The 17,209-nt window shown below is 72.4% G+C and carries 15 protein-coding genes; 3 read left to right on the plus strand and 12 right to left on the minus strand.

Annotated features, from left to right (window positions below):
* The first annotated feature begins 280 nt into the window (after nucleotides 1–280).
* Nucleotides 281–2,560 carry a glycosyl hydrolase family 18 protein gene (locus ACFWIC_RS01225; RefSeq protein ID WP_380514760.1) on the plus strand — a complete coding sequence of 760 codons (2,280 nt, stop codon included), beginning with the start codon at nucleotides 281–283 and terminating at the stop codon, nucleotides 2,558–2,560.
* 57 nt (nucleotides 2,561–2,617) lie between these two features.
* On the opposite strand, the gene ACFWIC_RS01230 is transcribed toward ACFWIC_RS01225, so the two are convergent.
* From ACFWIC_RS01230 to ACFWIC_RS01280, 11 genes are all read right to left on the minus strand, one after another.
* Complete coding sequence (locus tag ACFWIC_RS01230) at nucleotides 2,618–3,379, minus strand: spermidine synthase (RefSeq protein WP_329948811.1); 762 nt, start codon at nucleotides 3,377–3,379, stop codon at nucleotides 2,618–2,620.
* Between the two features lie 82 nt (nucleotides 3,380–3,461).
* The gene (locus ACFWIC_RS01235) at nucleotides 3,462–4,556 is read right to left on the minus strand and encodes a YeiH family protein (protein ID WP_380514763.1); all 1,095 of its coding nucleotides are present in this window, start codon (nucleotides 4,554–4,556) and stop codon (nucleotides 3,462–3,464) included.
* Nucleotides 4,557–4,563: 7 nt separating this feature from the next.
* Nucleotides 4,564–5,130, minus strand: a complete 567-nt coding sequence (locus tag ACFWIC_RS01240) for a cysteine dioxygenase family protein (protein ID WP_329880295.1) — start codon at nucleotides 5,128–5,130, stop codon at nucleotides 4,564–4,566.
* 89 nt (nucleotides 5,131–5,219) lie between these two features.
* Entirely contained in the window at nucleotides 5,220–6,134 is a 915-nt protein-coding gene (locus tag ACFWIC_RS01245) for a LysR family transcriptional regulator (RefSeq protein ID WP_329880296.1), read from the minus strand.
* A gap of 137 nt (nucleotides 6,135–6,271) precedes the next feature.
* Nucleotides 6,272–7,141, minus strand: a complete 870-nt coding sequence (locus ACFWIC_RS01250; protein WP_380359859.1) for an amino acid ABC transporter permease — start codon at nucleotides 7,139–7,141, stop codon at nucleotides 6,272–6,274.
* On the minus strand, nucleotides 7,138–7,782 hold the full coding sequence (locus tag ACFWIC_RS01255) for an amino acid ABC transporter permease (RefSeq protein WP_329880299.1): 645 nt from the start codon (nucleotides 7,780–7,782) through the stop codon (nucleotides 7,138–7,140). Before ACFWIC_RS01255 ends, ACFWIC_RS01250 begins: the two co-directional genes overlap by 4 nt.
* Nucleotides 7,783–7,796: 14 nt before the next feature.
* Nucleotides 7,797–8,693, minus strand: coding sequence for a glutamate ABC transporter substrate-binding protein (locus ACFWIC_RS01260; protein ID WP_380514769.1), 897 nt, complete (start codon nucleotides 8,691–8,693; stop codon nucleotides 7,797–7,799).
* A gap of 8 nt (nucleotides 8,694–8,701) precedes the next feature.
* Entirely contained in the window at nucleotides 8,702–9,421 is a 720-nt protein-coding gene (locus ACFWIC_RS01265; protein ID WP_380515001.1) for an amino acid ABC transporter ATP-binding protein, read from the minus strand.
* Between the two features lie 65 nt (nucleotides 9,422–9,486).
* Nucleotides 9,487–9,732 (minus strand): LapA family protein, encoded by a 246-nt coding sequence (locus ACFWIC_RS01270; protein WP_329880303.1) that lies wholly within the window; start codon nucleotides 9,730–9,732, stop codon nucleotides 9,487–9,489.
* 106 nt (nucleotides 9,733–9,838) lie between these two features.
* Nucleotides 9,839–11,635 carry an ABC transporter ATP-binding protein gene (locus ACFWIC_RS01275; RefSeq protein ID WP_380514773.1) on the minus strand — a complete coding sequence of 599 codons (1,797 nt, stop codon included), beginning with the start codon at nucleotides 11,633–11,635 and terminating at the stop codon, nucleotides 9,839–9,841.
* A gap of 154 nt (nucleotides 11,636–11,789) precedes the next feature.
* On the minus strand, nucleotides 11,790–13,580 hold the full coding sequence (locus ACFWIC_RS01280) for an ABC transporter ATP-binding protein (protein ID WP_329948815.1): 1,791 nt from the start codon (nucleotides 13,578–13,580) through the stop codon (nucleotides 11,790–11,792).
* A 339-nt stretch (nucleotides 13,581–13,919) separates the two neighbouring features.
* Between ACFWIC_RS01280 and ACFWIC_RS01285 the strand changes: the two genes are divergently transcribed.
* A complete protein-coding gene (locus tag ACFWIC_RS01285; RefSeq protein ID WP_329880638.1) occupies nucleotides 13,920–14,783 on the plus strand; it encodes an aldo/keto reductase in 864 nt (287 codons plus the stop codon).
* A gap of 161 nt (nucleotides 14,784–14,944) precedes the next feature.
* Here the strand turns inward: ACFWIC_RS01285 and ACFWIC_RS01290 are convergent, their stop codons facing one another.
* The gene (locus ACFWIC_RS01290; protein WP_329880307.1) at nucleotides 14,945–15,811 is read right to left on the minus strand and encodes a MarR family winged helix-turn-helix transcriptional regulator; all 867 of its coding nucleotides are present in this window, start codon (nucleotides 15,809–15,811) and stop codon (nucleotides 14,945–14,947) included.
* A gap of 475 nt (nucleotides 15,812–16,286) precedes the next feature.
* Between ACFWIC_RS01290 and fabG the strand changes: the two genes are divergently transcribed.
* On the plus strand, nucleotides 16,287–17,054 hold the full coding sequence (gene fabG / locus ACFWIC_RS01295) for a 3-oxoacyl-ACP reductase FabG (protein ID WP_329948816.1): 768 nt from the start codon (nucleotides 16,287–16,289) through the stop codon (nucleotides 17,052–17,054).
* The last annotated feature ends 155 nt before the right edge of the window (nucleotides 17,055–17,209 follow it).

Below are 17,209 nucleotides of genomic sequence, written 5' to 3' on the forward strand. Positions count from 1 at the left end.
CATCACTCCGACGAGGCCCAGTTGACGAAAGCCCAGGTCAACTGAGGCCGTCCGGGCGGCCCGTCATGCCCACGACCGACAACTGGTACAGACCTATTGCCAGTTGCCGATCTGCTCCCTACTCTCGGCACAGGATCCTCCGTGGCACCCCGACGGCCCGAGGTCTCCGGTTCCGCGCCGCCCCCATGGCCGGAGCTCGCTGCTCCACGCACCTGACACCTCCCCACGGGTTACGGGGCGTCCGGGCCTGCCCCGGGACCCCAGGACAGGAGCCATATCCATGCGCAGACGTCGGATCAGCCTGCCGCTGCTGGCAGCCGGGACGCTACTCGTCCCGCTGCTCGCCGCCGCTCTCCCCGCCGCCATCGCCAACGCCGACTCCGCCGTTGCCGGGTCGGCCACCGCGACCTTCACCAAGGGCAGCGACTGGGGAAGCGGCTACGACGCCAGTTACACCATCACCAACGGCTCCAGCGCCCCGATCAACGGCTGGACGCTGGAGTTCGACCTGCCCACCGGCAACACCGTGGCCGGCCTCTGGAACGCGACGTACACCACCTCGGCCTCGCACGTCACGGTGAAGAACCCCGGCTGGGCCTCGACCCTGCCGGTCGGCGGCACGTACAACGTCGGCTTCAACATCGCCTACTCCGGCGCTTACAAGGCCCTGCTGAACTGCAAGTTGAACGGGCAGCCGTGTGACGGCGCCGGCGGGGACCAGACCGCGCCGACCGTCCCGGGCAACCTCCGGACGGGCACCGTCACCCAGACCACGGTCGACCTGTCCTGGGCCGCGAGCACCGACAACCTCGCCGTCACCGGCTACGACGTCTACCGCGACGGCACCAAGGTGGCCACCACCGACGGCGCCACCACGTCCGTCACCGTGCAGGGCCTGACCGCGGGCACCGCCTACCAGTTCACCGTCCAGGCCTTCGACGCGGCGGGCAACCGCTCGGCGGCGGCCGGACCGGTCAGCGCCACCACCCAGCCGCCGGTGGAGGACAGGCAGGCTCCGACCACCCCGGGCACCCCCACGGTGACCGGCTCGGACGCCAACTCGGTCTCGCTGACCTGGACCGCCAGCACCGACAACGTCGGCGTCACCGCCTACGACGTCTACACCGGCACCACCCTGGCCGCGACCGTCCCCTCGGCGTCCGCCACCGTCGGCAACCTGGCGCCGGACACCGAGTACACCTTCACGGTCAAGGCCCGCGACGCGGCCGGCAACGTCTCGCCCGCCTCCAGCCCGGTGACCGGCAAGACCAAGCCCGGGGGCAGCAACCCCGGCAACCTGAAGATCGGCTACTTCACCCAGTGGAGCATCTACGCCCGCGGGTACAGCGTGAAGAAGCTCGACACCTCCGGCTCGGCGGGCCGGCTCACCACGCTCAACTACGCCTTCGCCAACATCCACCCGACCACCAAGCAGTGCTTCATCACCAACAAGGCGGCCGGGCCGGACAACGACCCGAACGCGGGCGACGGTGCCGGTGACGCCTGGGCCGACTACGGCAAGGGCTGGGACGCGGGCAGCTCGGTGGCCGGGACCACCGACACCTGGGACCAGAAGCTGGCCGGCAACTTCAACCAGCTGAAGCAGCTCAAGGCCAAGTACCCCAACCTCAAGATCCAGATCTCGCTGGGCGGTTGGTCCTACAGCAAGTGGTTCTCCGACGCGGCCGCCACCGACGCCTCCCGCAAGGCGCTGGTCAGCTCCTGCATCGACATGTACATCAAGGGCAACCTGCCGGTGATCGACGGCCGCGGCGGCGCGGGCAGTGCGGCCGGCATCTTCGACGGCATCGACCTCGACTGGGAGTGGCCGAACTCCGACGGGCACACCGGGAACATCTTCCGGCCCGCCGACAAGGCCAACTACACCCTGGTCGCCCAGGAGTTCCGTCGCCAGCTGGACGCGCTCGGCGCCACCACCAACAAGCACTACACGCTGAGCGCCTTCCTCCCGGCCGACCCGGCGAAGATCACGGCCGGCATCGACATCCCCGGCCTGTTCGGTGCCTTCGACTTCGCCACCATCCAGGGCTACGACTACCACGGCGGCTGGGAGATGGTCACCAACCAGCAGTCCGGCATCAAGGTCGCGGCCGGCGACCCGAACCCGCCGGCCCGCCAGTTCAGCTCCGAGGTCGCGATCGGCGCGTACGTCAACGGCGGCGCCCCGAAGAGCAAGCTCACGCTGGGCATCCCGTTCTACGGTCGAGGCTGGACGGGCGTGCCGCGCGGCACCACCAACGGTCTCTTCCAGACCGCGACGGGCCCCGGCCCGGGCACCTACGAGGCCGGGTTCGAGGACTACCGGAAGCTCAAGGAGATGGCCACCAGCGGTGGTTACACCATCTACCGGGACCCGGTGGCCGGCCACTCGTACATCTACAACGGCTCGGTCTTCTACACCTACGACGACCCGACCGAGATCGCCCGGAAGACCGCCTGGATCAAGTCCCAGGGGTTGGCCGGAGCGATGATCTGGGCCTTCGACGGTGACACCGCGAGCGGCGAGCTGATGGCCGCGGTGGACAACGGTCTGAAGTAGCCGGACGACGGCCCGGGTCGACCGGGCCGGTCAGGACCCGCCTGGCCCGTCGTGCGCTCACCGCGCGCGGCGGGCCAGGTGCACGACGTCCGGCACGCCCCGGGCCACCGGGATCTCGTGCGTGACCACGTCCAGGAAGCCCGCCGCGCGCAGCGCCTCCTCGAAGGCGGGGGACGGCTGCGCGCTCCAGACGGCCAGCACCCCGCCCGGCTCCAGCCGGTGCCGGAGCACGGCCAGTCCGTCCGCGCCGTACAGCCCGGCGTTGGAGTCGGTGACGGTCCAGTCCGGGCCGTTGTCGATGTCCAGGCAGAGCGCGTCGTAGCGGGCGCCGTCCGCCACCGCGAGGTACTCCAGCAGGTCGGTGTGGAGCACCTCGACCCGCTCGTCGCCCAGCGCGCCGGCCGAGAAGGCGGCCAGCGGACCGTTCCGGTGCCAGTCGATGATCGCGCTCTCCCGCTCGACGACGGCGATCCGCCCCCACCGCCGTTCGGCGGCCGCGTAGGCCAGCGAGAAACCCACCCCGAGCCCGCCGATGAGCACGGCCGGCCGCTCCGGACCGCCGGGCCGGGCCTGGTCGCCGGTCCGGGCCTGGTCGCCGAGCCCGGCCTGGTCGCCGGTCCGGTCCAACTCGTCGAGCGCCGCCTGGATCAGCAGTCGCTCGGAGCGCCCGTCGGCGGTGTCCATCAGGAAGCAGCCGTTGGCGATGATCTCGTAGTGCCGCCCGCGCTGCCGCAGCACCACCTCTCCGAAGGGCCCCTCGCGCCGGTCGAGCGTGACGACGGCGTCCGAGCCGTCCCGTTCCGGCAGTGCGGTGGACATGCGCGAATCCCCTCCGGTTTTCGGGAGCTTCGGACGATCGGCCTACCCGCCCGACAATAGCCCAGCGCGGGCCGGGCCCCGGTCACCTCGTGACCAGCACCCCCGCGTACGAGACACCGGCCACCATCACCCAGGATCCGAGCCCGAGCAGGGCGATCCGCCCGCCGGTGCGGGCCATGGTCGGCAGGTGGACGGCGCTGCCGAGCCCGAACAACGCGGCTGCCAGCAGCAGCTCCTGGGCGTCGCCGGCGAGCCGGAGCACCGGCTCCGGCACCAGCCCGGTGGTGCGCAGCGCGATCATCGCGAGGAATCCCGCGACGAAGAGCGGCACCAGCGGCGGCCGCTTCCCGACCGGACCGCCCGCCGGACCGCCGGACGCACCGGCCGCCGCGACGCCGTCGGCGGCCGACCGGGTCCGCGCGCGGGCGCGCCGGGCGGTGAGCGCGACCCCGGCGACCAGCGGGGCCAGCAGCATCACCCGCATCAGTTTGACGAGCACCGCCTCGCGCAGGGCTTCCGCCCCGCCGGTCTGCGCGGTGGCGACCACCTGCCCGACGTCGTGCACCCCGGCCCCCACCCAGCGGCCGAACTCCGCCTCGTCCAGCCCGAGCGGGTGCTGGAGCAGCGGCAGGACAGCGATGGCCAGGGTGCCGCAGAGGGTGACCAGCGCGACGGAGGCGGCGACGTCCTCCTCGTCGCTGCCGGCCGCCTGGCTGACCGCGCCGATCGCCGAGGCGCCGCAGATCGAGTACCCGGTGGCGACGAGCAGCGGCTGGTCGCCGGGCAGGCCGAGCCGGCGGCCGAGCCAGCAGGTGCCGGCGAAGGTGGCGGCGACGACGGCGAGCACCATGGCGACGGTGGCCCAGCCCAGACCGAGCACGTCGCCCAGGCCGAGCTTGAGGCCGAGCAGCACGATGCCGATCCGCATCAGCCGGCGTCCGGCGGTGGAGAGCCCGGGCCGGGCGGCACCCCGGACCACCGGGCGCAGCCCGGGCAGGTGGGCGGCGGCGACGCCGAGCACGACGGCGGCGGTGAGCTTGGGTACGGCGGGGACGGCCTGGTGGACGGCGAGGGCCGCGGCCACGCCGAGCGCGGCGAGCAGCAGGCCGGGGGTGTCCCCGCCGAGCGGGGGGAGGGCGCGGGTGCGGACCCGCCGTTCCCGGACGATCAGTGCCATGCGGGGCTCACCGGGGGTCGCCGGCGGGCAGCCGGTAGACCCGCCGGATGCTGGTGCCGAGCCGGGCGACGTCGGCGCCGTAGACGTGGATGGAGATGGCGGTGGAGGTGCAGGCGTTGCGGACGAGGTGGATGTCGCCCGGCGGGGCGAAGGCCGCGACGGTGCCGGCGGGGCCGACCACGTGCTCGGTCTCGACCAGGTGGGCGGTCCGTCCGTCGGAGACCAGGCGGTAGCGGGTCTCGCTCTCCTGGCCCTGGTGGACGCCGGCCACGCACCAGGAGACGTGGTCGTGGATCGGGGTCTGCTGGCCGGGCAGCCAGACCAGGGCGACGACGGAGAACGACCCGTCGGCCTCGGCGTGCAGGACGTGCTGGCGGTAGCGGTCCGGGTCGCCCTCGCGCTGGTCGGCGGTGAGCAGGTCGGCGTCGCCGAGGTGCGGGGCGAGTCGTTCGCCGACGAGGTAGGCGGTGAGTTCCGGAGGCAGGCCGCGGTCGACGACAGCGCGGATCTCGCCGACGAGGGCGGTCATGCGCTCGGTGAGCCGGCCGCTCCCGACCGTGGCTGAGGGTGTCATACGAGCAGGTTCGACCCGCCCGACCTATCACGTCCAACGAGGGATCTTTAGCTCTCCCCTTAAGAACGCTTATGGATTGTCAGGAGCGGTCAGCACCCCACCCGGGCGGCGGCAGCGGACCGCAGGTGGTCCAGCACCAGCGCGGTCGCCGGGATCCGCCGGTGCTCGCGCAGCACGTACGCGCTGACCCGGCGGCGCAGGTGCGGCTCGACGGCCCGGCCGGTGACCTTGCGGTGGCACATGAAGGAGAGGACCAGGGCCGGCATCAGGGCTATCCCCACCCCTGCGGCGACCAGGCTCTGCACGGCGAGGTTGTCGTCGGTGGAGAAGACGATGTCGGGCGCGAACCCCTCCTCCGCGCAGACGTGCAGCAGGTTGGCCCGGCAGCGCGGACAGCCGGCGATCCACCGTTCGCCGTCCAGATCGGCCAGCCGGACGGCGTGCCGCCGCCCGAGCGGGTGGCCGACCGGCAGCAGCACGGTCAGCAGGTCCTCCATCAGGGGTATCTCGTCCAGACCTTCCGGCAGCTCGGCCGGGGCGCCCGGATAACGGAAGGCCAGGGCGATGTCGCACTCGCCGCGGAGCAGCCGCTGGACGGAGTCCGGCGGCTCGGCCTCCAGCAGTTCGACCCGGACGCCGGGGTGTTCGGCGAGCAGCCGGGCCATCGTCTCGGGGATCAGGGTGGCGTTGGCGCTGGGGAAGGCGCAGACCCGCACCCGTCCGGCACGCAGCCGGGCCAGCGCGGCGAGCTGCTGCTGGGCGGCGGCGAGGCTGCCGAGGATCTGTTCGGCGTGCCGGGCGAGCGCCTCGCCGGCCTCGGTGAGGCGCAGTCCGCGTCCGGCCCGGGTGAAGAGCGGCAGGCCGACGGTCCGTTCGAGGGCCTTCATCTGCTGGGTGATGGCGGGCTGGGTGTAGCCGAGTTCGCGGGCCGCCGCCGAGTAGGAGCCGGCCCGGACGACCTCGTGGAAGGTCCTGATATGCCGTGAGTCGAATACCGGCTCCATCGCCCCTCCGCCCGGCCGCCGTGCCACATCCCGGCAATCATAAGCAGAGTTTGGAGGAGTGGAGCCTAACCCCGGCGGCACCTATGGTTTACCGGCGAACCGCCCATCCCTCGCGCACCCCTCGCGCACCCCGCCGGCTACGGCTGGGCGGCCGGCGGCAGCCCCATCGACACGTCCGCGTCGGCCACCGGCGCCCCGCCGCGCACCCGCGGGCTGCGCCGGCTGCGCTGCTCGATCCATCGCGCGAGCCAGGAGAGCAGCAGACACATCCCGATGTAGACCGGCGCGATCACCATCACCACCGGGATGAACGGCAGGTCGTAGTCCAGGTTGGTGGCGATCAGCTTGCCCGCGTGCAGGAACTCCTCGTACGTGATCAGGAAGCCCAGCGAGGTGTCCTTCAGTGCCACCACCAGCTGGCTGATGATCGCCGGCAGCATCGCCCGGTTGGCCTGCGGCACCAGCACGTAGGCCATCACCTGGGTCTTGCGCAGGCCGAGCGCGAAAGCGGCCTCCTTCTGCCCCTTGGGCACCGCCAGCACGCCGGCCCGGAACACCTCCGCGAGCACCGAACCGTTGTAGAGCACCAGACCGGCCACCAGGGCCCAGAGCGGCTCGACCTTGAGCGCGACGAAGATGAAGAAGATCATCACCAGCACCGGCATGGCCCGGAAGAACTCGACCACCAGGGTGGAGAACCAGCGCACCACCCGGTGGTCCGAGAGGCGTCCGGCCGCGAAGAGCGCACCGAACGGCAGGGCGAACAGCACTGTCCACCCGAACGCCTTGAGGGTGTTGCCGAGCCCGCGCAGCAGGAGTTCCTGGACCCCCTTGTACTCGAAGGCCGTCCACTTCTCGGCGGTGAACTGGTTCGTGTGGAACAGCATGTAGACGATCCAGCCGAGCAGCGCGGCGATCGCCAGCAGCGCGAGCGCACCGTACAGCCGGTGCCGGGCGAGCGCCCTGGGCCCCGGGATGTCGTAGAGCGCCGAGGATTCCACCGTCATCGCGACACCGCCAGTCGTCGTTCCAGCAGGTTGAACACGGCACTGACGGCGAGCGTGATGACCAGGTAGCCGACCGCGATCCAGACGAAGGTCCAGACGATGCTGTAGCCCAGCTCGTTGATGGTCCGGTAGGTACCGAGGAGCTCGGTGACGCTGAACGAGCCGGCGATCGCCGTGTTCTTCGCCAGCGCGATCATCACACTGCCGATCGGGGCGATCACCGACCGGTACGCCTGCGGCAGCACGACCAGGCTCATCGTCTGGCCGAAGGTCATGCCCAGGCTGCGGGCCGCCTCGCCCTGACCGGTGGGCACCGTGTTGACGCCCGACCGCATCGCCTCGCAGACGAACGCCGAGGTGTAGCAGCCCAGCGCGAGCACCGCGAAGGTGAAGAACGGAAGCGTGATGTCGAACCGCGGCAGGCCCAGCACCACGATGAAGAAGAGCAGGGTCAGGGGGGTGTTCCGCAGCAGCGTCACCCAGGTGGTGCCGAACACCCGCAGCGGCTTCACCGGCGAGACCCGGAAGCTCGCCACCAGCACGCCGAGCACCAGCGACAGCACCGCACTCACCAGGAACAGCGAGAGGGTGCCGAGGAAGCCCTCCCAGTAGGTCGACCAGTTGTCGGTCAGCGTCTTCACAGGCCGGCCCCTCCTCAGTACCGGTCGATCGGCGGCGGGGTGGGCGCGGGCACCCCGGAGAGGCCGAGGGTCGCGTCGTAGGCCTTGCGCCAGTCACCGTTCTCCTCGTGGTGCGCCAGCGCGTCGTTCAGCGCCCCGCGCAGCACGGTGTCGTTCCGGGGCGTGCCGATCCCGTACGGCTCCTGGGAGAACAGCGGCCCGACCACCTTGAGCTCGTCGGGCACCTTGGCCGCGTAGCCCATCAGGATGGTGTTGTCCGTGGTCACCGCGTCCACCTGGGAGGTGATCAGGTTGTCGACACAGGCCGAGTAGCTGTCGTACCCGATCAGCCGGGCCTTCGGGTAGTCCTTCTGGATCCGCTGGTACGGGGTGGAGCCGGCCGCCGAGCAGACCTTCTTGCCGTCCAGGTCCTCCGGCCCGTTGATGGTCGTGTCGTTCCGGCGCACCAGCAGCGACTGTCCGGCCAGGTAGTACGGCCCGGCGAAGCCGACCAGCTTCTTGCGGTTGTCGTTGATGGTGTAGGTGCCCACGTAGTAGTCGACCTGGCCGTTCTGCAGCGCGGTCTCGCGGTTGGCCGAGGCGATGGTCCTGAACTCGATCCGGTCCGGGGCGAACCCGAGGTCGGCGGCGACCATCTTGGCGATCTCGATGTCGAAGCCGGAGTACTGCCCGGTGGCCGGGTTCTTCTGCCCCAGGTAGGGCTGGTCCTCCTTGGCCCCGACCACCAAGTGACCCCGGCTGCGGGCCGCGTCCAGGGTGGACGAACCGGTGATGCCGGCGCCGCTCTCCACCCGGTAGCTGGGGAGCGCGCTGGGCTGCGGCCCCTTGGGGGGCGGGGTGCCCTCCTTGCCGCAGGCCGCCAGCAGCACGGCCGCGGCCACGACGGCGGCGGCGGTCACGATCTTCTTCACGCGCGGCCTCAGTGCTTCAGGATCTTGGAGAGGAAGTCCCGGGCGCGGTCGCTCTCCGGAGCGCCGAAGAACGCCTCCGGAGAGCGGTCCTCGACGACCCGCCCGTCGGCCATGAAGACCACCCGGTTGGCGGAGGCCCGGGCGAACCCCATCTCGTGGGTCACGACGATCATGGTCATGCCCTCGTGCGCCAGCTGGCGCATCACGTCCAGCACCTCGTTGATCATCTCCGGGTCGAGCGCCGAGGTGGGCTCGTCGAAGAGCAGTGCCTTGGGGTCCATCGCCAGGGCACGCGCGATCGCGACGCGCTGCTGCTGGCCGCCGGAGAGCTGGGCCGGGTACTTGGCCGCCTGCGGAGCCAGCCCGACCCGCTCCAGCAGCGCCCTGGACCTCTCGTCCGCCTCCCCCTTCGACCGCCCGCGGACCTTGACCTGCGCCAGCGACACGTTCTGCAGCACGGTCTTGTGCGCGAACAGGTTGAAGGACTGGAACACCATCCCGACCTCGGCCCGCAGCCGGGCCAGGCCCTTGCCCTCCTCGGGCAGCGGCCGGCCGTCGATCACGATGGACCCGGACTCGATCGGCTCCAGGCGGTTGATCGCCCGGCACAGGGTGGACTTGCCGGAGCCGGACGGACCGATCACCACCACGACCTCGCCCCGGCCGATGGTCAGCTCGATGTCCTGGAGGACGTGCAACTCGCCGAAGTGCTTGTTGACGCCGCGCATCTCGATCAAGGGCGTGAAGGCCGAGGGCCCCGGCCCGGACCCGGGCGGGGGCTCCGGTGCGTCGGTCACCGCCCGCTCCGGCCCTTCAGCAGCCAGCCGAGCGCGCCACCGGCGACCAGCGTGGCCAGCAGGGCGATCCAGAGCGGCGCGGTCACGGTGAACACCCAGAACTGGATCTTCACCTTGTCGAGGTTGGCGAACAGGAACCACACCGCGAGCACGACGATGACACCGATCCCGATGTACCGGGTGGGGATCCCGCCGATCTCGCTGCGCTTGGTGCCGGACGAACCGTCTGAAATCTTGGTCACACGCGAAGTCTGCGGTCGAATGGGCCGGTTTGCCCGGCTACGCGCCCGGGAGTAACCCGCACGGGGCAACCACGCCCCGCGCGGGTTTACCGCCCGTCACTCTCCGTCAGACGCCCCCGGGCCGGGTCTCCGACGGCTCGTCCCGCCAGGACCGCCAGAGCGCCGCGTACGGACCACCGGCCGCCACCAGGTCCGGGTGGCTGCCGTACTCGCTGATCCGGCCGCCCTCGACCACCGCGATCACGTCCGCGTCGTGCGCCGTGTGCAGCCGGTGGGCGATGGCGATCACCGTCCGGCCCTCCAGCACCTTGGCGAGCGAGCGCTCCAGGTGCCGGGCGGCCCGCGGGTCCAGCAGTGAGGTGGCCTCGTCCAGCACCAGGGTGTGCGGATCGGCCAGCACCAGCCGGGCCAGCGCCAGCTGCTGCGCCTGCGGCGGGGTCAGCGCGGCGCCGCCCGAACCGACCTCGGTGTCCAGCCCCGCCGACAGCGCGTCCACCCAGTCACCGGCGTCCACCGCGTCCAGGGCCCCGCGCAACTCGGCGTCGGCCGCGTCCGGCGCGGCCAGCCGCAGGTTGTCCCGGAGCGTGCCGACGAAGACGTGGTGCTCCTGGTTGACCAGCGCGACCTCGGCCCGGACCCGCTCGGCCGGCATCCGCGACAGCGCCGTTCCGCCGAGCGTCACACTGCCCCGGCCGGGCGCGTAGATGCCGGCCAGCAGCCGCCCCAGGGTGGACTTCCCCGCCCCGGACGGCCCGACCAGGGCGACCCGGCTGCCCGGCGCGACGTCCAGGCTGATGCCGTGCAGCACGTCGACGCCCTCGCGGTAGCCGAAGCGGACGTCCCGGGCCTCGACCCGCCGTCCGCTCGGCCGGGCCGCCTCGTCACTCTCCTGCTCGGGCACCTCGTGCACCCCGACCAGCCGGGCCAGCGAGGCCTGCCCGATCTGCAGCTCGTCGTACCAGCGCAGGATCAGGTCGACCGGGGCGGTCAGCGCCTGGGCGTAGAGCACCCCGGTGGTCAGCTCGCCCACGCCGATCCAGCCCCGGAGGGTGAACAGCCCGCCCAGCACCAGGGTGCCGAGCACCGCCAGGGTGTAGACCGCGTCGATGGTCGGGAACCAGGCCGTGCGCAGCCAGAGGGTGTACCGCTCCCAGGCGATCCACTCCGCCAGCTTGCGGTCGGTCAGCCGGACCCGCTGGTCACCGAGGCGCAGTGCCTCGACCGTCCGACCGGCGTCCACCGTCTCGGCCAGCACGGTGTTGACCGCCGCGTACCCGGCCGACTCGTTCCGGTACGACTGCGGGGCCCGCCGGAAGTACCAGCGGGAGGAGGCCAGCAGCAGCGGCAGGCCGATCAGCGAGGTGAGCGCGAGCAGCGGCGAGGTGGCGACCAGGGCGCCCAGCACCAGCAGCAGCGACACGATCGCCACGGCCAGCTCCGGCACCGCCTCGCGGACCGACTTGTCCAGCCGGTCGATGTCGGTGGTGCCGCGGGAGACGAGGTCCCCGGTGCCGGCCCGCTCCAGGACCCCGGTCGGCAGCGCCACCGAGCGGACCAGGAAGTCCTCGCGCAGGTCGGCCAGGACCCGCTCGCCGAGGACGCTGCCGCGCAGCCGCGACCACCAGGTGAACGCCGACTGCACCGCCAGCGCCACCAGGTACCAGGCGACGGCGACCGTGACGGTGGCTCCGACGGTGCCGGTGGCCAGCGACTCGACCAGGGTGCCCAGCACCCAGGGCCCGACGAGCCCCGCCGTGGTGGCCACCGCGTGCAGACCCACCACGGCGGCGAACCCGCCCCGGTGGCGTCGGGCCAGCAGCCGCAGGTAGGACCGCACGGCGACCGGGGAGCCGACCGGAAGGGTGGTGGCCGGCCCCTGCTCCTGATGGACGGGGGGCTTCATGGGGTGCTCCTCAGCTGTTCTCGGACGTCGGCGCGGAGGCCACGGAGGCCACGAGGACCCCCGGCACCACGGGGGCCACGAGGACCACGGGCGCCACGGGCACCACGGGGGTGGCGGTGCGGCCGGGAGGACGGGCCGCGGGGGTCCGTCGGCCTCACACCGCCTCCCCCACGGTCGCGGGCTCCCCCGCCGGCGACGGCTCCTCCGCGCGGGTGACCACCGCCCGGTAGCCCGGCTCGGTCCGCATCAGGTCGCGGTGACGCCCGGCCGCCGCCACCCGCCCGTCGCGGACCAGGACCACCCGGTCCGCCCGGTCCAGCAGCAGCGGACTGGTCGCGAAGACCACGGTGGTGCGCCCTTCCCGGCTCCTGCGCAGCCCGGCCGCGATCCGGGACTCGGTGTGCGCGTCCACCGCGCTGGTCGGCTCGTCCAGGACGAGGACCGGCGGGTCGGCCAGCAGCGAGCGGGCCAGCGCCAGTCGCTGCCGCTGCCCTCCGGAGAGCGAGCGTCCGCGCTCGGTGATCTCCGCCCGCATGGCGTCGCCCCCGCAGGTGGGCGAGCCGTCGACCAGGGCGTCCAGGACGTCCTCGGCGCAGGCGGCGGCCAGTGCGTCGACGGGCTCGACCCGCCCGGAGGCGGGGATGTCGAACAGCCCCGCCAGGGTGCCGGAGAGCAGCACCGGCTCCTTGTCGTGGACCAGGACGGCGGCCCGCGCCTCGGCCAGCGGGACGGAGTCCAGCTCGGTGCCGCCGAGCCGGACCGACGGCTCCGGTCGCGCGCCCTCGGCCGTCGGGACGTGCCCGCCGAGCCGCTCGGCCAGCGCACCGGCGAAGTCCGGGTCGCCGCAGACCACGGCGGTCAGCCGGCCGGCCCGGGCGGTCAGCCCGGTGGCCGGGTCGAACAGGTCCGACTGCGCGGCACCGGACAGTCCCGCGTCGGCGGTCCCGTCGGTCCGGTCGAGCGCGAGCACCCGCGCGGCCCGCCCGGCCGAGACGCGGGCCACGCTCCAGGCGTGGGCCGCCTCGCCGAGGATCCGCAGCGGGGCGGCGAGGTAGGCCGTCGAGCCGTAGACGGCGACCAGGGTGCCGACCGAGATCCGGCCGGACGCGGCCAGATGGGCGCCGTACCAGGTGATGCCGACCACGAACAGGCCCGGCAGCAGGACCTGCTGGGCCTGCATCAGGGACCAGATCCGGGCCGAGCGGACGGCCGCGGCGCGGACCTGCTGGGACGCCGCACGGTACCGGGCGAGGAAGAGCTCCTCGCCGCCGATGCCGCGCAGCACCCGGAGCCCGGCCACCGTGTCGGCGGCCAGCTCGGTGGCCTTGCCCCCGAGCGCCCGCTGTTCCGTGTACCGGCGCTCGAAGGGGCCGAGCAGCGGCCACACCGAGGCCGCCAGCACCGGCACCCCGAGCAGCACGGCGAGTCCGAGGACCGGCTGGGTGACCAGCACCGCCGTGCTGACGGCCAGCCAGACGAGGACGGCACCGCGCAGCCTGGCGACCAGCTCGACGTACCAGCCGATCTTCTCGACGTCCCCGCTGCCGACCGCGACGATCTCGCCGGTGGCGATCCGCCGGGAGAGTCCGGCCCCGAGGTGGGAGGCCTGGCGGGCGACGAGCTGTCTGACCTGGGTCGCGGCGTGGATCCAGTTCCAGACCGCCTGGCGGTGCAGCAGGACGGTGCCCACCGAGGACACCGCGGCGAGCGCCAGGGCGACGCCGCCGGCCCGCCAGAGGCCGGCGGCGTCGCCGTCGACGGCGGCCTGGATGCCCAGGCCGACCGGGACCGGCAGGGCCGCCTGGCCGCCCATCTCCAGCAGCGACCAGCAGGTGGCGAGCACCTGCCCGCGTCGCTGGCCGCGTTGGAGCCAGCGCAGGAAGGCGAGCGGGGAGGTGAGGTCGGGGCGGCCGGGGTCGGCCAGGGGGAGGGTTTCGAGCGGCATGACGCTCCGTTGCGGAGGCGGTGCGGGCGGAGGGCTCGGAGGGGCCGGTGCGGTCACGGCCCGGGGTCGGTCAGGAGGTCATGGCAGCGAGACTGCCAACCCGGATGTGACCCACGCAACAGGTTTTCCGGCGGTCTGCCGCACCCCGACGGGCGCAGGCCCCGCCGCGCGGCCGGTCACGCGGCCGGCCACGTGGCCGTCGCGCAGCCGCCGGACAGCCGATGCGCACGCCGGTACCAGGCGTCGGAAAATTCTTTGGGGCGCCGGGAACATTCCCGGCACCCCGCAGGTTGCCCCCATCGGAACCCCATGGACGACCAGGAGAGGGCACTCCTTCCCGTGAGCAACATCCCCACTGTCACCCTCAACGACGGCTCGCAGATCCCCCAGCTCGGCTTCGGGGTCTGGCAGGTGCCGGACGCGGAGGCCACCCCCGCCGTCCGCGCCGCGCTCGAGTCCGGCTACCGCTCGATCGACACCGCCGCGGTCTACGAGAACGAGACCGGCACCGGCCAGGCGGTCACCGAGGCGCTCGCCGGCGGTCTGGCCCGCGAGGACCTCTACATCACCACCAAGCTGTGGAACTCCGGCACCCGCGACTGGTCCGGCGAGCAGGGCCGGGACGCGGTGCTGCGCGAGTTCGACGCGTCGCTGGACCGGCTGGGCCTCGACTACGTCGACCTCTACCTGATCCACTGGCCCCGCCCGATGCACGGCAGCTACCTCAACGTCTGGAAGGCGCTGGAGCAGCTGCGCGCCGACGGCCGGGCGAAGTCGATCGGCGTCTCCAACTTCGGGGCCGAGCAGCTCACCCGCCTGCTCGACGAGGCCTCGGTGGTGCCGGCACTGAACCAGGTCGAGCTGCACCCGTACTTCCCGCAGGAGGAGCTGCGCGCCTTCCACGCGGAGCACGGCATCGCCACCGAGGCCTGGAGCCCGCTGGGTCAGGGCAAGGATCTGCTCGCCGAGCCGGCCCTGGCGCGGATCGCCGGCAAGCACGGGCGCACCGTCGCCCAGGTGGTGCTCCGCTGGCACCTGCAGAGCGGCATCATCGCGATCCCGAAGTCGGTCACCCCGTCGCGGATCAAGGAGAACCTCGACGTCGGCGGCTTCGAGCTGGACGCCGACGACCTCGCGGCCGTCGCGGGCATCGCCACCGGCAAGCGGATCGGTCCGGACCCGCAGGAGTTCGACTGGAACTGACCGTTCCCGGTCCGGCGCCCCGCAGGGTGCCGCCGACGGCGCAGGCCGCCTCCCCCTCTTCCGGGAAGGCGGCCTGCGCCGCGTCGACCTGCACGAACCACGAACCGTCGACGGCCTCCGATCCGTTGGCGAATCGTTTTGGCTGAAGCTCGAAGCGAAAGCTACAGCCTGGCCGCCTTGGCGATCAGCGCCAGCGCCGCCTCGTGCTCGTGCTCCTCCAGCGGAGACAGCAGCAGCAGCTGGACCTGCGCCACGCCCGCGGCCGAGCGGTGCAGCAGGTCCTGCCCCGCCGGTGAGAGCGAGAGCAGGTTGCGCCGTCCGTCCGAGGGGTCGCGGCGACGCTGGACCAGGCCGCGCCGGACCAGCCGGCTGACCATCTCGGCCATCGTGGCCTTGTCCAGCGAGGCCAGCTCGCCGACCGTCCGCTGGTCGGCGCCCGGCTCCAGCTCCAGAGCGTCCAGCACCGCGTACTGCGGCGCCGTGAGCTCCGAACCGACGTGCTCCGTCCAGAGCTTGGTGTGCACCTGCTGGCTCACCCGGATGAGGTAGCCGATCGCCCGCTGGGCGTCCAGCATCGGTCGCGCGTCCGTGAGGACGGCGACCTGAGCCGGTTCCAGCCTGGCTATCTTGGCCATCACACGGACGATCTCCAGCTGCTCCTCCGGAGTCAGCGGCTCGAAGAGCGTGCGCTGCACGCGGACCACCCCGCCGGTGGCCTCCCGGACAGCCTGGGCGCCGCTCTGCGAGAGAGCGAGCAGCTTGCGCCGGCCGTCGGCCGGGTCTCGGCGCCGCAGTACGAGGCCGCGCCGGACCAACCGGGCGACCATCTCGGCCATCGTGGCCTTGTCGAGCGAAGCACGCTCTCCGACCGTTCGCTGGTCAGCGCCCGGTTCGAGGGCGAGAACCAGCAGGACCGCGAACTGCGGAGCCGTGAGATCGGCTCCGACGTGTTCGGACCACAGACGGGTGTGGACCTGCTGTGCAACGCGGATCAGGTGTCCGGGCGACTGCTGCAGTCGCGCGGACACACGGGTCGTCGGGATCTCCCCCAGCACCATGTATCCGTCCCGATGTCACACCCGGTGTGTGTGGGACACCCGGGTGGGGCAGTAACGGCGAGTGGGCGTCCCGCTATGAGGGAGGGCGCTCCAGCCGTGCAGCCGGTGGCTGCTGGCGGACACTATACAAACGGCGGGCCCTCGCTGGCAGGCAGGGGCGGATAGTAGACGCAGGTTCGGCAACATTGGCATATTTACGCGCCGCGCCGACCCGGCAGTAACCCGTTCGCAGGAGAAAGCCGACCGGTCGGTCCTTACCCTCGGTCACCTGCGCCTTCGGCCCTGGCCGCACCCCCTACTCACCGGTAGGGTGTGGCCACCTCGACGGCCCCCGTCCTCCCCGGGCGCTCCGCACGACCCCCGGAGGTCCCCGAGTGCCGCCTGGGAGATCCCTGGGAGATCCCTGGGAGATCGCGAGCGAGATCCGAGAGAGACGAGAGTGAGCATGACCGAGCAGACCACCGCACCCCGGGTCGCCGTCGTCACCGGCGCCGCGCGCGGCCTGGGGGCCGCCACCGCCCTCCGGCTGGCCGCCGACGGCTACGCCGTGGCCGTCCTCGACCTCCAGGAGGCCGCCGGCCGGGAGACCGTGGACCGGATCACCGCCGCGGGCGGTCGCGCCGTCGCCGTCGGCGCCGACGTCTCGGACGCCGGACAGGTCCAGGCCGCGGTCGACCGGATCGTCGCCGAACTCGGTCCCCCGGTCGTCCTGGTCAACAACGCGGGCGTACTCCGCGACAACCTGCTCTTCAAGATGACCGAGTCCGACTGGGACACGGTCATGAACGTGCACCTGCGCGGCGCCTTCCTGATGACCCGCGCGGTCCAGAAGCACATGGTCGATGCCGGCTTCGGCCGGATCGTCAACCTGTCCTCCTCCTCGGCCCAGGGCAACCGCGGCCAGGCCAACTACTCGGCCGCCAAGGCCGGTCTGCAGGGCTTCACCAAGACCCTCGCGATCGAACTGGGCAAGTTCGGCATCACCGCCAACGCGGTGGCCCCCGGATTCATCGCCACCGACATGACCGCGGCCACCGCCGCCCGGGTCGGCATGGACTTCGAGGACTTCAAGCGCGCCGCCGCCTCACAGATCCCGGTCCAGCGGGTCGGCGTGCCCGAGGACGTGGCGCACGCCGTCTCGTTCTTCGCCGGCGAGGCGGCCGGATTCGTCTCCGGCCAGGTCGTCTACGTCGCGGGCGGCCCGCTCGACTGAGCACCGGACCTACCCAGGGTTACCACGGAGTGGGAACCGGCTCGACCCGGTCTCCCGCTCCGTCCGTTTTCCCGGCACCAGGGAAATCCCGTGCGACGACCGGACGGGCATTCGAACCGAAATCGTCGGAAAACCGGTCCCCAACACTGCGGTTT

The sequence above is a fragment of the Kitasatospora sp. NPDC127035 genome, assembly GCF_042726075.1.
GTDB lineage: Bacteria > Actinomycetota > Actinomycetes > Streptomycetales > Streptomycetaceae > Kitasatospora.

Coding starts and splice junctions, on each gene's coding strand:
- ACFWIC_RS01225 (WP_380514760.1), top strand. CDS start 281: ATGCGCAGACGTCGGATCAGCCTGCCGCTGCTGGCAGCCGGGACGCTA.
- ACFWIC_RS01230 (WP_329948811.1), bottom strand. CDS start 3,379: ATGTCCACCGCACTGCCGGAACGGGACGGCTCGGACGCCGTCGTCACG.
- ACFWIC_RS01235 (WP_380514763.1), bottom strand. CDS start 4,556: ATGGCACTGATCGTCCGGGAACGGCGGGTCCGCACCCGCGCCCTCCCC.
- ACFWIC_RS01240 (WP_329880295.1), bottom strand. CDS start 5,130: ATGACACCCTCAGCCACGGTCGGGAGCGGCCGGCTCACCGAGCGCATG.
- ACFWIC_RS01245 (WP_329880296.1), bottom strand. CDS start 6,134: ATGGAGCCGGTATTCGACTCACGGCATATCAGGACCTTCCACGAGGTC.
- ACFWIC_RS01250 (WP_380359859.1), bottom strand. CDS start 7,141: ATGACGGTGGAATCCTCGGCGCTCTACGACATCCCGGGGCCCAGGGCG.
- ACFWIC_RS01265 (WP_380515001.1), bottom strand. CDS start 9,421: ATGCGCGGCGTCAACAAGCACTTCGGCGAGTTGCACGTCCTCCAGGAC.
- ACFWIC_RS01275 (WP_380514773.1), bottom strand. CDS start 11,635: ATGAAGCCCCCCGTCCATCAGGAGCAGGGGCCGGCCACCACCCTTCCG.
- ACFWIC_RS01280 (WP_329948815.1), bottom strand. CDS start 13,580: ATGCCGCTCGAAACCCTCCCCCTGGCCGACCCCGGCCGCCCCGACCTC.
- fabG (WP_329948816.1), top strand. CDS start 16,287: ATGACCGAGCAGACCACCGCACCCCGGGTCGCCGTCGTCACCGGCGCC.